The following is a 15,661-nucleotide window of genomic DNA, read 5'->3' on the forward strand; positions in this document are numbered from 1 at the left end:
CACAAAAAATCTCGCTTGTAAGCACAAAATAAAGATAAAAAAACTCGACAAACTCGAGTTTTTTATCTTTATTTAAGTCTCTGAAATACCTCCAACAGCTTCTATTTGTCCATCTACAAACTTAAATTCAATGCCATGTTCGGTATCTAACTTATACCGAATAGTTACCTTAATGGTTTTATTGTCCAAAACCCGTAGATACATTAAATCTTTAATGTAGGCGTTGTGTTTTTCAATGCTGTCAATGTTTAATGGCGGTTCGCCAGATTGCTCGCTGTTTTCGTAATATTTCGCATAAATTCTATTGTATCGTTCAAATGATTTTAATTGTAAATCTGCCAAATGATTTTCGATATTATCAATAAAAATTCGATACGTTTTTGCAAATGCTGTCAATTGTTTTTCGGTTGGAGGCGTTTCAATTTCTTCGCCCTCTTCATCGTATTCATCACCTAAAAAAACTTCAGTTTTAGGAATATCAAAAAACGGATATGAAAAATAAATCTCCGAGGAGTAACCAGCCCAATCTTCTTCTACATCTCCCCAATATGAATGTGTTGTCATATGTATATATTTTAAAAATTATTACTCTGCATATGGCAGTAAATCAATTTCGTATCTAATGGATTCATTAACTTTAGCAGCTTTTATCAGGGTCTTTTTTTTGATGACAAACTCTTCCTTATCATCTTTTAACAATGATTTTGGTGTAATTGTTTTTAAATCCTCTTTTTTGTTAAATTTTATCTTCGATAATTGGTCAGGATTATTTATTTGTGAAAGCCCTTTTAAAAGAAATCCATACATGGCATCTGACTGCAAAAAATCAGTTAGCTTTTGCTTGTTATTTATAGTTTCTTCTACTTGTTCTAAATATTTTGTTATCACCGAACCAGAATAACTAAGCAGTATTTTTTCCTTTGTTTCCTGCCATCTTTTATCCATATCTTCAGGTTTTATAACATCAATTATCTTTCCGCTTGGATTGACCAAAACTGTAATTTCATCAAAAACATAAGCAACTCTTCGAATGTAGGAAACATTATTTGGACCTTCAAATTTAAAATCCATACACAAAAAAGTATACTTGATGGTTTGATCTGATATATCTGACTTATAAATATTTACTTTTCTGATATAAGTATTATCCTTGGTTTTGTTTGCTCCTTTTACATAAGATGAAAAATTGTAGGTTAGACTATCAGTAGCTTTTTCTTGTGAAAAAGAATACAGGCTAAAGAAAAAAATGACACAAATGATACTGTATTTGCTTTTTTGCATGAGTGCTGTTTTAGTTAGAATTGGCAATAAAATGCTTTTCAACAATACTATTATATTTTTTAGGGTTATACTTTATAACAGGTTTATTTTTACCATCAAACAAAACCATTGCAGTTCTTTTATCAAGCATAGTGACATCTATAAGGTATGTTTTTTTGGCAGTAATGAATTTTAATTCTCTGGCGTTTGTTCTGCCTACAAATCTTTTATCTGTTGCGGGACCATATTTATTATAAATAGAATCTGCCGTTTTTTTATGAATTTCAACTTCTTCTTCTGAGGCTGCAACTTTCTGGTTTTCAACAAAAAATATTCCTTGTGAAGGCGAAATCAGCGTTATACCGAAGTCTGTTTTTATATCTTTATTTACCTTTTTAATGTGTTTTGATGAACAACCATTCGATACAACAAGAATTATTAGTAAACAAATAATATGAATTATAGTATTTTTTGAATTTTTCATTTGAATTAAATATAACAAAGATTATAATCTGAAATCTCTAACAAAAATCTGTTTTAACTTAACGATGAGTCTTGTAAACGCATCAAAATCTCAACAACAATACAAATAATAAAACCTCGATCTTAAGAAACCGAGGTTTTATTTTGTAAATCTTACTCCTCACTCAAATAAGGATTCAAAACTTCGGCCAATTCATTGAGCCAAAAAAAGCTGTTTTCTAATTCGGTTACTCCGTTTTGAAGGGTTTCATGTTCTCGCATTACGCCTAAAGCTAAAATATAATTTACTTGTCGTAATGCTTTAGCCATGTCTTCGGGATTAATTTTATCACTGAAGAAATTTAGAAGTCTTGTTTCGGCTTCTTTGGAAAGTGTGTTTGTTCTCATAATTGTCGTAAAATTAGGAATATAAAAAACCCTTGTATTTTAGTGTTCCTAATACTTACGACAGTATTTGCGGTCGTTTCCGATACCGCACACATAATACAAGGGCAAATTTTATTTAGCTTCAAAGTCGTAATATTAGGAACTTCAAATATAGATAAAAACATTTAAAAAGAAAGATTTTTCTTTCAATAAGTATATTGGCTTTTATCAAATATAAGAAATCTATATTTCAGCAAACATTTATCTCATTTTTGTCATTATTTCAAAATGATTGATACAATTTTCGATGGTGTAATTTGGTTCTGCAGTTTCTTTTTTGGCTTCCTGAGAAAAGGTCTGCTGGAAAAATAAAACAGCAATTGTGTTTTTTATGATGGTTATTGGTTTCATTTTTTTTGTTGTAATGTTACGAAAAATTACTATTGGCAGTAATGAATAAATAAATTATAGAGATTAACATGGAAATTAGAGTTTTGTCTTAACTTTGTTGATCAACTTTAGTAAATTAATATCATCCAAGCAATTAACATCACAGCATACACAGAAGACGCTTCTCAAATTGAAGCTGTAAAAGCTTTTATGAAAGCACTAAAGATCAAATTTGAGATCGCAAATATAAAACCATATGAGTTATCTGAAGAACAACAAAATATATTAAACGATCAAGTTATTTCAGATAAAAACCTTTATACTGATGCTGACTCTGTTTATACCGATTTAAAAAAGAAGTATGAATTATAAGATTATTGTTTCTCCAATTGCATTAAAAAATATTGAGGAAGCAGTTGAATATTATATTTTAAAAGTTAGCAAAAAAAATTGCCTTAGATTTTCTTAATGATTATAAAAAGGTTTACAAAGCCTTACATTTAAATCCTTTCTATCAATTCACGATACTAATTATCGTTATCTTCCATTTAAAAAATTTCCTTACGTCGCATTTTTTATTGTTGATGAATTATCAAAAACAGTGTTTTTAAATGCTGTTTTTCATACTTCACAAAATCCAGAAAAATATCCCGTAAAATAAAAATTATACAAAAGTCCCAGCGGGACGAAATATTTATAGAAACAATTAATTTTATTTTAATAGAGCCCCAGCGGGGCGAAATATCTTTTGGATTTACAATATTAATATGTCGCTCCGCTGGAGCTTTTTCTAAATTGTGTAATCAATAATCTATAAATATTTCATTCCTCCGGAATTTTATTAATAGAAAATTATTCTTGGCATACTTTGACAAAGTTCTAATGAAAAAATACAAGTTCTCGAGTAGCCCTGATCGAAACGGCATCCTTTTATGGCGGTGTTCGCCATAAAAGATATAGTGTAGAGCGGGACAAAACGTTCTTAAAAACGAAAAACGAACTGCTTCAAAAAATATATAAAAACTAAAACCTCAATAAATTCAAGGCTTCAGAATCAATCTATGATACGATAAGAAAATATTATGATAAAAACATTTCATAATTAGAAAAACCGCCATACATTTGCCTAACAGTGTTAAACGATTTAATACTCGAATAAAATGGCTAGCAAAGATCGAATTTTAAGACAAAAAGAAGAGACAAGAAATAATATTCTTGGCGCTGCTTATGATATCGTAAAAGAAGAAGGCTGGAATGGTTTGAGTATGCGTAAAATTGCCGACAGAATCGAATATACTGCTCCTATTATTTATGAATACTTTTCGAATAAGGAAGCAATATTAGAGGAACTTACGGGCAAAGGTTTTATGAAGCTGACTAAAGAATTGCAAATTGCAATCGATAAGTTTGAAAAACCCGAAGATCAATTAGAAGCCATGTGGATGACTTACTGGGACTTCGCTTTTACTAATACCGAAATGTATCAGTTGATGTTTGGTGTACAAATGACATGCTGTGCTCAGCGATGTTCGGCTCAGGAAGCACCTTACAAATTATTTACTGGTGTTATTGCTGAAGTTATGAAGGACAGCAATCCTAGTGAAGATATCATTAAACAAAAATATTTTACTTTCTTTTCTGTGATTCATGGTTTAATTGCCATAAACATCATAAATAAAAGTGATATTTTAGAAACAATAAATGCTCAAATTTTGAAAGATGCCATTGGCGGTATCATCAAATCAATACAGTAGATTTTTTTTCAATTTTTACTTAACAGTGTAAAATAATTTAATTGGATAATATAAAATCCTTTTTTTTATAACCTTAACTTAACACTGTTAGAAAATTTAATAAAGGTAAAACCGAGTTTTTTTTACTCTTTTACTTAACAGTGATAAATAATTTAATACCAATTTATAGTCGAATTGGAAAAGGCTTACTGTATGGAAATTTGTGCATTTTTACTTAACAACGTTAGATAATTTAATATAATTAAATATGAATCCCGAGAATGCCAGAATACCACAATTTTTTAAAAGAAATGTTGAACCAATTAAAACCAATAAAATGAAAAATGTAATTATAACCAGTTTTATTCTGGCTTTAGTATTAAGCAGCTGTGCTGATAAAAATCAGGCACCTACTGCACCACCTCCACCGGTTTTACCAGTATTAGCGATCACAAGTGCAAACACAACTACTGACGCTGAATATCCTGCCGCTATACAAGGAACTGTTGATGTTGAAATTCGTCCGCAAGTAAGCGGAAACCTTGACAGAATTTTTGTTGACGAAGGTGCTTATGTAAGTAAAGGACAAACTTTATTCAAAATAAACGAACGTCCGTTCCGTGAGCAGTTAAACAATGCTTTGGCAAGTCTTCACGCTGCAGAAGCGGCTTTGATTAATGCAAATTTAGAAGTTGATAAATTGACTCCGCTGGTTCAAAACAAAGTAGTTTCTGATTATCAGTTGAAAACTGCAAAGGCTTCTCAAAAAATTGCTGCCGCAAATATCGAACAAGCAAAAGCAATGGTAGGTTCTGCTAAAATTAATTTAGGTTACACAAATGTTACGGCTCCAGTGAGCGGATACATTGGCAGACTGCCTAAAAAACAAGGAAGTTTAGTTTCTGCATCTGATGTTGAAGCGCTGACAACTTTATCGGATGTTCATGAAGTATTTGCTTACTTCTCTTTGAGCGAAACAGATTTCATCAACTTTAAGACGCAATATGCAGGAAATTCTCTTGGTGACAAAATCAAAAAACTACCTCCAGTTACTTTGATTTTGGCTGATAACAGTTCTTATCCGCAAACTGGAAAAATCGATATGGTTGACGGTCAGTTTGATAAAACTACCGGAGCGATCACGATTAGAGCAACTTTCCCTAATGCAAACGGAACATTACGTTCTGGAAATACAGGAAAAATCCGTTTAGGATTAAATCACGACGATGCAATTTTAGTGCCGCAAGCTGCTACTGTTGAAATGCAGGATAAAGTGTTTGTTTTCACGGTAGGTAAAGACAATAAAGTAACTAAAATGCCTATTACCGTTGTGGGTAAAAGCGGTACCAATTATTTAATTAAAGAAGGTGTAAAAACGGGTGACCAAATCGTATTAAGCGGTATTGACAAACTTCAGGATGGACAAGCGATTCAGCCAGAAAAATCAACTAAAGTTGCCGAAGTAACTAATAAAAAATAATTCAAAAAGACAATGTTCAAAATATTTATACAAAGACCTGTACTGGCAACTGTAATTTCCATTTTATTGGTGATTTTGGGAGTATTAGGTTTAACTAAACTGCCTTTACAACAGTTTCCTGATATTGCTCCGCCATCGGTTTTGGTAACGGCAGTATATCCGGGAGCAAACGCAGAAACGGTTTTACGTTCTGTGGCACCTTCTATCGAAGAATCTATAAATGGTGTAGAAAACATGACTTACATGAGTTCTACAGCCAGTAATGACGGTACTTTGGCTATTACAGTTTTCTTTAAACTTGGTACAGATGCTGACCAAGCTGCAGTAAACGTACAAAACAGAGTGGCACAGGCAACCAGTCAGCTTCCTGCCGAGGTTGTACAGCAAGGTATTATTACAGCTAAGCAGCAAAACAGCTTTATCATGGCAATTGGTATGTATACTGATGATGAAGCAAAATACGATCAGACTTTTGTTGCCAACTACGCACAGATTAATATTATTCCAGAATTAAAACGTATTCCAGGTGTAGGTTCTGCTAGTATTTTTGGTGGTGTAAAAGATTACTCTATGCGTGTTTGGTTGAATCCAACGCAAATGTCAACTTACAAAGTGACGCCAAGCGAAGTTATGGGAGCGATCCAAGACAAAAGTTTGGAAGCTGCTCCAGGTAAATTTGGAGAGCGAAGCAAAGAGGTTTTTGAATACGTTATTAAATATAAAGGGAAATTAACTAAACCCGAGGATTATGAAAATATTGCTATACGTTCTAATGCAGATGGTTCAGTACTTCGCTTAAAAGATGTAGCAAGAGTTGAACTTGGTGCTTACTCTTACAACAGTTTAACTCGTTTAAATGGTAAAAAAGGAGTTGTAATCGGGGTGATTCAATTAGCAGGATCTAACTCTAATGAAATCCAGATTGCTATTAATAAAATGATGGAAAAAGCTTCTAAAGATTTTCCAAAAGGCATAAAACACAATATTTTCTATAGTACAAAAGTATCTCTTGACCAGTCTATCGAACAGGTTCAGCATACCTTACTAGAAGCTTTTATATTGGTATTTATTGTGGTATTTATCTTCTTGCAAGATTTTAGATCAACATTAATTCCGGCTATTGCTGTACCTGTAGCAATTTTAGGAACGTTCTTCTTCATGCAGTTATTCGGATTTTCGATCAACCTTTTAACGCTTTTCGCATTAATTCTGGCGATTGGTATTGTGGTAGATGATGCTATTGTAGTTGTCGAAGCCGTGCATGCGAAAATGGAGCACAAACGCTTGTCTCCAAAAATCGCAACCCATGAAGCAATGCACGAAATAACGGGTGCTATTATCTCGATTACGCTGGTAATGGCTGCTGTTTTCCTGCCGGTTGGTTTTATGGAAGGCTCAACAGGAGTTTTCTATCGTCAGTTTGCCTTTACGATGGCAATTGCAATTGTAATTTCGGCTGTAAATGCCTTAACATTAAGTCCGGCGCTTGCTGCATTATTCTTAAAAGATAATCATTCAGCTCACGATCATGATGCCGCTTATGAGAAAAAAGGATTTAAAGAAAAATTCTTTACAGCTTTCAACAGCAGTTTTGAATCTTTAACAAACCGTTATGTAGGCGGACTTAAATTCTTAATCAGAAGAAAATGGTTGAGTTTAGGCGGATTGGCTTTAATTACTATAGCAACTGTCATAATGGTAAAAACAACTCCTGCAGGATTTATCCCAACAGAAGATCAAGGATTTATCGCCATTGCAGTAAATACACCATCTGGAACATCATTAGACGGAACGCAGAAAGTAATGACTGAAGCTGAAAATACTTTAAGAGGTTTAGACGCTTCACGATTTGTAACAGCGATTTCAGGTTTCAACTTATTGACTAATTCCACAAGTCCATCATCAGCAGTAGTTTTCGTATTGCTTAAACCAAATGAGGAACGTGGTGATATTAAAAATATTGACGAAATCATGAATCAGGTTCGTGGTAAACTGGGCGCTATTTCTGGCGGAAGTTTCTTCGTATTCAGTTTCCCAACTGTACCAGGATTTAGTAATGTTGAGGCTTTAGATTTAGTGCTGCAGGATAAAACTGGAGGAAAACTGGATAAGTTCAGTGGAATCTCTCAAAACTTTATCGGCGAATTAATGAAACGTCCAGAAATTTCAGTTGCCTTTACGAGTTTCAAAGCAGATTATCCTCAATTGCAATTGGAAGTTAATGACGAAAAAGCAAATCAATTGGGTGTTAATGTAAAAGACATTTTGCAAACCATGCAGGCTTATTTTGGTAGTGCTCAGGCATCTGATTTCAACAGATTTGGTAAATATTACCGTGTGGTTGTTCAGGCCGATATCGAGGACAGAGCAGATCCAACAGCAATTGACAGAGTTTTTGTAAAAAACAAAACTGGCGAAATGGTTCCAATAAATACTTTAGTAAAACTAACTCGTATTTATGGTTCAGAAACCGCTTCACGATACAATTTATTTAACTCAATTTCTATTAATGCCATTCCGAAACCAGGATTTAGTTCCGGAGATGCTATTAAAGCAATTGAAGAAGTAGCAGCACAACAATTACCTGCAGGTTACGGGTTTGAATTCTCGGGTCAGACTCGTGAGGAGATTTCTTCTGGAGGGCAATCGGCAACTATATTCTTACTGTGTTTGATATTCATTTATTTCCTACTTGCTGCACAGTATGAAAGTTACATTTTGCCTTTGGCGGTAATCTTATCGATCCCTGCAGGTATTTTTGGAGTATTCGTAGCTATTGGTTTAACTGGAATTGAAAACAATATTTATGTTCAAGTTGCATTAGTCATGCTGATCGGATTGCTCGCCAAAAATGCCATCTTAATTGTAGAATTTGCCGTGCAGAAAAGAAAATCAGGTCAAGCGTTAATTAGAGCTTCTATCGATGCTGCAAAATTACGTTTACGACCAATTATCATGACGTCGCTTGCTTTTATTGTTGGTTTAGTACCAATGATGAGTGCCAAAGGACCATCAGCTCAAGGTAACCACTCTATTAGTATTGGTGCTGCAGGAGGTATGATTTCGGGAGTAATTCTAGGTTTGTTTATCATTCCGGTTTTATTCATCATCTTCCAACATTTACAAGAAAAGGTTTCTGGAAAACCAGTTGCCGTAATTCATAATGAAGAAAAATAATATATGGAAAACTATATCACAACAATCCTTGTCGCCATTATAATTGGCATCGGATATATATCGTACAGAATCTCAAAAGATCTTGAAACTAGAAAAGATACTTGTACAGAAATTTAACCCTTTAGGTGAAAATAGAAAAAATTTAAACACATAGAAACATAGCTGTTTTTGTCTAAAAAAAGAGAATAAAAGAAACTAGTTTCAACACATAGAAAACTATGTGCATTTAAAATAAGTGAAACGCCTTTTTTTTATTCTCAATCCCAATAGCTGTCGGGAATGTTTCTATGTGTTAAAAAAATACACCCAACGGATAAAAAAATTTAATAAAAAACTAATGAAAAATCATATAACCAAAATCGTGATGATTGCCATTTTGATCACCACTTTAATATCCTGTAAAGTTTCTAAGGATATTGAAACTCCAAAAGATGCGTTTCCTGAGAACTTCAGGAATGCATCGGTTTCAAGCGATACAAGCAGTATTGCTGATGTGGAGTGGAAAAACTTCTTTACAGAAAAAGATATTATCAAATTGATCGACAGTGCCGTTGCCAAAAACAACGATTTGCAAATTGCCGAAAAGAACATCGAAATTGCACATTACCGTTTTACACAATCAAAATGGGGAAATGTGCCTCAGGTTAATTTACTCGTAAACGCAAGTACCAGCAATCCTTCTGATAATAGTTTTACTGGTAAAAATTTAGGTCAGGCTTTAGGTCAAAATCATATCGATGACTTTTCTGCAGGAGCTTCACTTTCATGGGAAGCAGATATTTGGGGAAAAATTAGAAATCAGAAAAAAGGCGCTTATGCAGAATATTTACAATCTGCAGAAGTGAAGAAAGCACTGCAAACGAATATTGTAGCCAATGTTTCAAGAGGATATTATAATCTTTTAATGCTGGATGCTCAATTGGATATTGCCAGACAAAATTTTCGTTTAAATGATAGTACAACAAATATTATCAAATTAAAATACGATGCTGGTCAGGTAACTTCACTAGCGATTCAACAATCTGAAGCACAAAAATTAAACTCAGCGCAGTTGATTCCGTTATTAGAACAAAATATTTCTATTCAAGAAAATGCATTAAGCGTATTGACGGGTTCTTTCCCAAATTCTAAAGAAAGAACAATTCGTTTGAGTTCAATTGAAGTAAAACACAATACCGCTGTTGGAATTCCATCATCATTAGTGAGCAGAAGACCTGATGTAAAAAGTGCTGAATTAGCGCTTAAAGCAGCCAATGCAAACGTAGGAATCACAAAAGCCGACTTGTATCCAGCTTTGAGAATCACAGCTCAAGGCGGCGTAAACTCTTTTGAAGCCAGCAATTGGTTTAACATTCCAGCTTCCTTATTCGGAACTGTTGCAGGCGGTTTAACACAGCCTCTTTTGAATAATAAAAAAGTAAGAACACAATATAATATCGCTGTCGCAGAAAGAGAAAAAGCAGTTATAAGTTTTAGACAATCTGTTTTAGTTGCTGTCAGTGAAGTTTCGGATGCTTTAGTGAAAGTAGAGAAATTACAGCAGCAAGAAACTTTCCTTCAAGAAAAAGTAAAAACCTTGCAGCAAGCCATTAAAAATGCAAACCTTTTGTTTAAAAATGGTATGGCAGAATATCTTGAAGTTTTAACTGCACAAGCAAATTTACTGCAAAGCGAATTGGAACTTGCAGATATTAAAAGACAACAGTTAACCGCTAATACTGATTTATATCGCGCTTTAGGCGGAGGCTGGAAATAATACCTATTACCCGTTAATTATTTATTTTTTGAGATGAAAACGCTGTGAGACCTTTGGGTTTTATGGCGTTTTTTTAGTTTTGCAGCAAAGACCAATAAGTTTTTTTACCTACTATATTATCATCTCGACGAAGGAGAGATCTTCGCAAGTAGCTCCGCCACAATAATTTCTTCGCGATGCTTTTTTATAATTTCATATATTTACTTTTAGATCATTAATCACTTTATGAGAAAGCATTATTTCATCCTATTTGTATTTTTCTTTTTGATAATTAGCTGTAAGAAAAATACAGAGGTAATTAATCCATCAAGGTCAGACACAACCAAAATTGTTAAACTTCCTCCACCATTAGATTATGCAAAATACATGAAAAACGTTCCTAAGAGCGACAGTTTATGCAATGGTGAAATTGAACGAGCAAAAGATGATCTTTCAAAATACAATGGTGTTTATGTTCAAACGATATGTTTTGGATGTGATTTCAAGCCTTATGAAGATGAAATTAAAGAAGTTCTTAAAAAGAAAAAATTTAAACTAGGAATTCAGGATTTGGGTTGTGAAATTTATGAGGGACAAACAAGAGGTTGTTATATCGCATATATAGATTTAAAAATGAAAGAGAAATATGGAGAGAATTATAAATCAGAGATAGAAAATGATGCTATAAAAATTCTCATAAAAAATATTAATAACAACAATAAAATTATTAGCATTTACGATTTAGAACAAAACGAAAAACCAAAAATATTAAACCCAAAAATTGCTATAGAGAATGATTATTCCACCACTATAAAAACTGATTTACCAATAAATAGAAAAAGCATGCATTATTTATTTACTGATATAGAATTTATCGTAGAAAAAGATGGGACAATAAGTAATATAAAACAAACTAATTGGGTAAATGAAAAAGGTATTGATGAAAAATACAAACAAGATTTGATTAATCTTGCTATACATACACTAAAAAAAGATTACAATAATTGGAAACCTGGAACATATAAAGGTAATAAATCCCGAATACAAAATAATCTAAGAATTAGTTTTGAATAACAAACCTAGAGAATTACTTTTGATAAACTCGTAAATTCCATTTTTGAATATATCATACTTTATAAAATAATCCTTTCAAACAATAAATCAAAACCCATGAAGAAAATTGCATCCATTGCGCTTTTAGCTTTACTATTTGCAAATTGCAAGCAAACTAATTCGAATGAAGAATTAAAATCAGAAACCAAGCCAGCAGATACAATTGCGGTTGTAAAAGAAGAAAAAAAGGCAGAGGAAAAAGAGGATTGTAAAGACATCGAAGTAGAAATGGGATCTGGAAAAGAATGCATCCTAAAAGATACTGATATTGATAAAGTGTATCAAAATATTATTAAGAATAAAGAAGTCGAAGAATCAGAATACTTTTTAAGTGCAATTCCAAGCGAAACTAAATCTGTTGAGATAAATAAAAATGGGTTAATCTCTATCGAATATCAAATCACAAAAGATAAAGTGGCTATTGCTATGAATTATGAAGGCGGTGTGACAGAAGTAACACTTGAAAAAATAAATAATACAGTAAAAAGAAGCATTTATCATTATGCTGATTAAACTATAATACAGTACAAATAACTTGTAATAAAACCGCTAAAAACTTTTGAGTTTTTGGCGGTTTTTTATTTGCTGTAAAGTAGTAAGGACAAACTTAGACTTATTTCTTTATTTTTGAAAAAAAAACATCGCGCCATAGCGTCTTTGTGGCAAAACGATTAACTATGACTTTCAATAAAGAAATATCCCTCAACAATCTAAAGCTGGCTTTCGAAGGCTACTCTCCTATTTCTGAAAATTCATGGAAATTAATTGAGAACATTACAGAATTCCAAACCATTAAAAAAGGAGAAACTTTATTACAAAATGGAGAAATTGCTAAAAATCTTCATTTTGTTGCAAAAGGAATTCTAAGAGCTTTTATAACAGATCGACAGGGAAATTTCTATAATAAAAATCTTTTCATGGAAAACTCTTTTGCAGGTTCAAAAGTTTCATTGATGCTGCAATCGCCTTCTGATTTTACAATTGAAGCTTTGGAAGACAGCATTATCATCAACCTTAATTACAAAAAATACATTTTGCTAATTAATGAAAATGAAGATCTCAAAAACTTTTATATCGCTCATTTAGAAAAGAACTGGATTATTGATAAAGAACAAAGAGAAGTGGCGCTGGTAATGCAAAACGCAACCGAAAGATATGTTAATCTTCTAAAGAAACATCCAAGTATTGCAGAACGAGTTCCGCTATTACATATTGCATCGCATTTAGGAATTACTCCAACTCAGTTAAGCCGAATTAGAAAAAGTCTGGAAAAAGATTTGTAAATCAACATATGTAAAGGTTTTCTTGAAAAGCTAATTTTACCTTTGTTTCAGATTTAAATTTGATATTCAAAATGAAAAATATAAACCTCATAAAAGACAATATTGACAACCTGACAGCGCTTTGGAGAACTGTTGCCACTCCTCTTCTTTCCTATCATAAAAACGATCCTTTTGAATTTATTCAAATAGAAAACTCCGGCTGGCCAAACCGACTATGGTTTCGAGAAGATATTACCGAAGATAATCTTCCACAGATTATGGAAACAATGAGAGAAAATCCCAAATTAATTATTCCATATTGGGATATTTTCGGAAGTAATTCAAATGAAATCTTTGAAAAAAACGGATTTTCTACTCGAATTCAATTGATGGCTATGGCTTTGAAACTGGACGAAAAATTTCCGATCCAAAACAATCTGAGTTTTAAAAGAGTTTTAAATGATGAAGATGCCAAAACTTGGTCTGATATTTATCCGATGTCTTTTAGTTATGTTATCAGTAAAGAAACATTGGTTCATAATTACGAAAATGCAGCGTTTTATCTAGTTCATTTTGAAGAAAAACCAATTGGAACACTTACCCTTTTTCAAACCGAAAAAACAATGGGAATTCATGGTGTCGGCGTTATTCCAGAAATGCGTAAAAAAGGTTTTGCCGAAGAAATCATGAAATTTGCTATCAATAAAGCAATTGATGCTGATTGTGAATATGCGCAACTGCAAGCTTCTGCTTTAGGAAAAGGCATTTATACAAGATTGGGTTTTGAGGATTTGTTTTTGATTACGAATTACCAGCTTACGTAAATTTTAAATTCCAATTTTTCTTATTTCTATCGTGTTGAGCATAGTGAAGCAGTCAACACAATCTTGTCATCCCGAGGAACGCGGGATAACAAACGGTATGGTAAAGCCAAGCAACAACTAACAACCAACCAATAACCAACAACCAACTTGTCGTAAATGCCCCTAAAATAGTCGTAAATGTGTATTTTATCAGAAATATAAGATCATTACATTTGTAATACATTAACTAATAACTATTTAAAAAATACCACATGAAAAAAGCAAAAATTATTTTTTGGGTTACGACAATTATTATTTTTCTATTCGAAGGCGTTATGCCGGCATTAACTTCTCAGACAGAACTGGCTAAAGAAGGAATCAGACATTTAGGCTATCCAGAGTATTTTGGAAGTGCATTAGTTATTTTCAAAATCTTAGGTGTTTTAATTTTAGTGATTCCGTCAGTTCCTAAAAATGTAAAAGAATGGGCTTACGCCGGATTTGGTTTCGATTTTATATTCGCTTCAATCAGCCATTTTGCGGTTGATGGAATTGGTTTTCAAGGTTTCTTCCCATTAATCTTTTTAGTGATTTTGGCGGTTTCTTATACCTATTATCATAAAATTGAGCGTTATAAAAATATCGCTTTATAAAATTTACAAATGATGATAGAAGTTTTCAAAACAAATGTTCAAGAAGTTGAGCAATCAATAATGATTGTGGGAAAGCTTCTTGAGCATTTTCCTAACAGCGCTATCAATTTTGATCTTGAAGATTGCGATAAAATTCTGCGAATCAACGATTCAAAAATTTCAAATCACAAAATAATAGAGCTCGTAAACTCATTTGGTTTTCATTGCGAAGTACTCCCGTAAAATCATAATCAATTGAATTACAAAATAATACAATAATAATTTGTAATTTTAAAATCCAAAATTTTAAAATACCGCAAAATGAATATTCCGGCAGAACATCAAACCATAATGCCCTATTTAATTTTACCGGGCGCATCAAAATTTATTGATTTTACTAAAACTGTTTTTGGAGCTTCAGAAACGCATACTAAAGCACTACGCGAAGACGGAACCATTATGCATGCTGAAATTACTTTGAATGGAAGCACCATAATGATCACCGATGAAGTTGCGGACTGGCCCAAACAAACTGCTAATTTGTTTGTTTATGTTCCTAGCGCTGATGAAACTTATAAAAAAGCGCTAGAAAATGGAGCCGTTTCATTAATGGGTTTAAGTAATCAGGATTATGGCAGAACCTGCGGTGTAACAGATCCATTCGGGAATACTTGGTGGATAACATCAGTATAATAATCACTTAAAGATTAAAATTATGAAAGCAGCAGTTAAACAAAATATAGTTCAAACATTTCATGATCTAAACGAAACCTTTTCGCTATTTTCTGAAAATGAAATAAATAAAATTCCATACGAAAACAGTTGGACAGCGGGACAAACAGCACAGCATATTGTATTGGCAGGCTCCGGATATCCTGAACTTTTTGCAGGAAAAACTGAAAAAACTACTCGAAATTCCGAAGAAAAAGTAAAAGATATTGAAGCTCTTTTTTTTAACTTCGACATAAAAATGGATGCTCCAATATTTTTACAACCTGAAAAAAAAGAATACGACAAAAAAGTACTGATCGAAAAACTTCATAAAATTGAATTCGATTTATTAGATTCAGCTGAAAAATATGATTTAACCTTAACTTGTCTTGATTTTCAAGTTCCCGGTTTTGACAAATTCACGATTTACGAATGGATTAATTTTGTACTCATTCATACAAAACGCCACACAAATCAATTAAACAAAATTTCTAAATCGATAAAGAAAATTTAAGA

The 15,661-nt window shown here is 32.7% G+C and carries 18 protein-coding genes; 13 read left to right on the plus strand and 5 right to left on the minus strand.

Going from position 1 to position 15,661, the window contains the following annotated elements:
- Positions 1-72 precede the first annotated feature (72 nt).
- The 5 genes from NLG42_RS19080 to NLG42_RS19100 form a co-directional block, all read right to left on the minus strand.
- A complete protein-coding gene (locus NLG42_RS19080) occupies positions 73-564 on the minus strand; it encodes a DUF6985 domain-containing protein (RefSeq protein ID WP_257681927.1) in 492 nt (163 codons plus the stop codon).
- Positions 565-585: 21 nt separating this feature from the next.
- On the minus strand, positions 586-1,281 hold the full coding sequence (locus tag NLG42_RS19085; protein WP_257681928.1) for a hypothetical protein: 696 nt from the start codon (positions 1,279-1,281) through the stop codon (positions 586-588).
- Between the two features lie 10 nt (positions 1,282-1,291).
- Complete coding sequence (locus tag NLG42_RS19090) at positions 1,292-1,744, minus strand: hypothetical protein (RefSeq protein WP_257681929.1); 453 nt, start codon at positions 1,742-1,744, stop codon at positions 1,292-1,294.
- Between the two features lie 152 nt (positions 1,745-1,896).
- Entirely contained in the window at positions 1,897-2,130 is a 234-nt protein-coding gene (locus NLG42_RS19095) for a hypothetical protein (protein ID WP_089058543.1), read from the minus strand.
- A 240-nt stretch (positions 2,131-2,370) separates the two neighbouring features.
- Complete coding sequence (locus tag NLG42_RS19100; protein WP_257681930.1) at positions 2,371-2,520, minus strand: hypothetical protein; 150 nt, start codon at positions 2,518-2,520, stop codon at positions 2,371-2,373.
- Between the two features lie 138 nt (positions 2,521-2,658).
- Between NLG42_RS19100 and NLG42_RS19105 the strand changes: the two genes are divergently transcribed.
- The 13 genes from NLG42_RS19105 to NLG42_RS19165 all read left to right on the plus strand — a co-directional run bounded on the left by NLG42_RS19105 (position 2,659) and on the right by NLG42_RS19165 (position 15,659).
- Positions 2,659-2,871: a DUF2683 family protein gene (locus NLG42_RS19105; protein ID WP_335342638.1), complete on the plus strand. Its 213-nt coding sequence runs from the start codon at positions 2,659-2,661 to the stop codon at positions 2,869-2,871.
- A 788-nt stretch (positions 2,872-3,659) separates the two neighbouring features.
- Entirely contained in the window at positions 3,660-4,253 is a 594-nt protein-coding gene (locus tag NLG42_RS19110; protein ID WP_089058541.1) for a TetR/AcrR family transcriptional regulator, read from the plus strand.
- 247 nt (positions 4,254-4,500) lie between these two features.
- Positions 4,501-5,712: an efflux RND transporter periplasmic adaptor subunit gene (locus tag NLG42_RS19115; RefSeq protein ID WP_257681932.1), complete on the plus strand. Its 1,212-nt coding sequence runs from the start codon at positions 4,501-4,503 to the stop codon at positions 5,710-5,712.
- A gap of 12 nt (positions 5,713-5,724) precedes the next feature.
- Positions 5,725-8,889, plus strand: a complete 3,165-nt coding sequence (locus NLG42_RS19120) for an efflux RND transporter permease subunit (RefSeq protein ID WP_257681933.1) — start codon at positions 5,725-5,727, stop codon at positions 8,887-8,889.
- A 337-nt stretch (positions 8,890-9,226) separates the two neighbouring features.
- A complete protein-coding gene (locus NLG42_RS19125; RefSeq protein WP_257681934.1) occupies positions 9,227-10,645 on the plus strand; it encodes a TolC family protein in 1,419 nt (472 codons plus the stop codon).
- Between the two features lie 225 nt (positions 10,646-10,870).
- The gene (locus NLG42_RS19130) at positions 10,871-11,698 is read left to right on the plus strand and encodes a hypothetical protein (RefSeq protein WP_257681935.1); all 828 of its coding nucleotides are present in this window, start codon (positions 10,871-10,873) and stop codon (positions 11,696-11,698) included.
- Positions 11,699-11,794: 96 nt separating this feature from the next.
- Entirely contained in the window at positions 11,795-12,250 is a 456-nt protein-coding gene (locus NLG42_RS19135) for a hypothetical protein (RefSeq protein WP_257681936.1), read from the plus strand.
- A gap of 164 nt (positions 12,251-12,414) precedes the next feature.
- Complete coding sequence (locus NLG42_RS19140; RefSeq protein ID WP_257681937.1) at positions 12,415-13,020, plus strand: Crp/Fnr family transcriptional regulator; 606 nt, start codon at positions 12,415-12,417, stop codon at positions 13,018-13,020.
- 71 nt (positions 13,021-13,091) lie between these two features.
- Entirely contained in the window at positions 13,092-13,823 is a 732-nt protein-coding gene (locus tag NLG42_RS19145; RefSeq protein WP_257681938.1) for a GNAT family N-acetyltransferase, read from the plus strand.
- Positions 13,824-14,074: 251 nt separating this feature from the next.
- Positions 14,075-14,455 (plus strand): DoxX family protein, encoded by a 381-nt coding sequence (locus NLG42_RS19150; RefSeq protein WP_099718810.1) that lies wholly within the window; start codon positions 14,075-14,077, stop codon positions 14,453-14,455.
- A gap of 9 nt (positions 14,456-14,464) precedes the next feature.
- The gene (locus NLG42_RS19155; RefSeq protein ID WP_233206987.1) at positions 14,465-14,677 is read left to right on the plus strand and encodes a hypothetical protein; all 213 of its coding nucleotides are present in this window, start codon (positions 14,465-14,467) and stop codon (positions 14,675-14,677) included.
- A gap of 78 nt (positions 14,678-14,755) precedes the next feature.
- A complete protein-coding gene (locus NLG42_RS19160) occupies positions 14,756-15,127 on the plus strand; it encodes a VOC family protein (protein WP_257681939.1) in 372 nt (123 codons plus the stop codon).
- 22 nt (positions 15,128-15,149) lie between these two features.
- Positions 15,150-15,659 (plus strand): DinB family protein, encoded by a 510-nt coding sequence (locus NLG42_RS19165; protein WP_257681940.1) that lies wholly within the window; start codon positions 15,150-15,152, stop codon positions 15,657-15,659.
- The last annotated feature ends 2 nt before the right edge of the window (positions 15,660-15,661 follow it).

The organism is Flavobacterium plurextorum (genome assembly GCF_024638035.1).
In the GTDB taxonomy this organism is placed as follows: domain Bacteria; phylum Bacteroidota; class Bacteroidia; order Flavobacteriales; family Flavobacteriaceae; genus Flavobacterium; species Flavobacterium plurextorum.

What these genes read in the sequence shown, in the direction of transcription:
- NLG42_RS19080 (WP_257681927.1), bottom strand. Translation starts at nt 564, where the DNA reads ATGACAACACATTCATATTGGGGAGATGTAGAAGAAGATTGGGCTGGT.
- NLG42_RS19085 (WP_257681928.1), bottom strand. Translation starts at nt 1,281, where the DNA reads ATGCAAAAAAGCAAATACAGTATCATTTGTGTCATTTTTTTCTTTAGC.
- NLG42_RS19090 (WP_257681929.1), bottom strand. Translation starts at nt 1,744, where the DNA reads ATGAAAAATTCAAAAAATACTATAATTCATATTATTTGTTTACTAATA.
- NLG42_RS19095 (WP_089058543.1), bottom strand. Translation starts at nt 2,130, where the DNA reads ATGAGAACAAACACACTTTCCAAAGAAGCCGAAACAAGACTTCTAAAT.
- NLG42_RS19100 (WP_257681930.1), bottom strand. Translation starts at nt 2,520, where the DNA reads ATGAAACCAATAACCATCATAAAAAACACAATTGCTGTTTTATTTTTC.
- NLG42_RS19110 (WP_089058541.1), top strand. Translation starts at nt 3,660, where the DNA reads ATGGCTAGCAAAGATCGAATTTTAAGACAAAAAGAAGAGACAAGAAAT.
- NLG42_RS19115 (WP_257681932.1), top strand. Translation starts at nt 4,501, where the DNA reads ATGAATCCCGAGAATGCCAGAATACCACAATTTTTTAAAAGAAATGTT.
- NLG42_RS19120 (WP_257681933.1), top strand. Translation starts at nt 5,725, where the DNA reads ATGTTCAAAATATTTATACAAAGACCTGTACTGGCAACTGTAATTTCC.
- NLG42_RS19125 (WP_257681934.1), top strand. Translation starts at nt 9,227, where the DNA reads ATGAAAAATCATATAACCAAAATCGTGATGATTGCCATTTTGATCACC.
- NLG42_RS19130 (WP_257681935.1), top strand. Translation starts at nt 10,871, where the DNA reads ATGAGAAAGCATTATTTCATCCTATTTGTATTTTTCTTTTTGATAATT.
- NLG42_RS19135 (WP_257681936.1), top strand. Translation starts at nt 11,795, where the DNA reads ATGAAGAAAATTGCATCCATTGCGCTTTTAGCTTTACTATTTGCAAAT.
- NLG42_RS19140 (WP_257681937.1), top strand. Translation starts at nt 12,415, where the DNA reads ATGACTTTCAATAAAGAAATATCCCTCAACAATCTAAAGCTGGCTTTC.
- NLG42_RS19145 (WP_257681938.1), top strand. Translation starts at nt 13,092, where the DNA reads ATGAAAAATATAAACCTCATAAAAGACAATATTGACAACCTGACAGCG.
- NLG42_RS19150 (WP_099718810.1), top strand. Translation starts at nt 14,075, where the DNA reads ATGAAAAAAGCAAAAATTATTTTTTGGGTTACGACAATTATTATTTTT.
- NLG42_RS19155 (WP_233206987.1), top strand. Translation starts at nt 14,465, where the DNA reads ATGATGATAGAAGTTTTCAAAACAAATGTTCAAGAAGTTGAGCAATCA.
- NLG42_RS19160 (WP_257681939.1), top strand. Translation starts at nt 14,756, where the DNA reads ATGAATATTCCGGCAGAACATCAAACCATAATGCCCTATTTAATTTTA.
- NLG42_RS19165 (WP_257681940.1), top strand. Translation starts at nt 15,150, where the DNA reads ATGAAAGCAGCAGTTAAACAAAATATAGTTCAAACATTTCATGATCTA.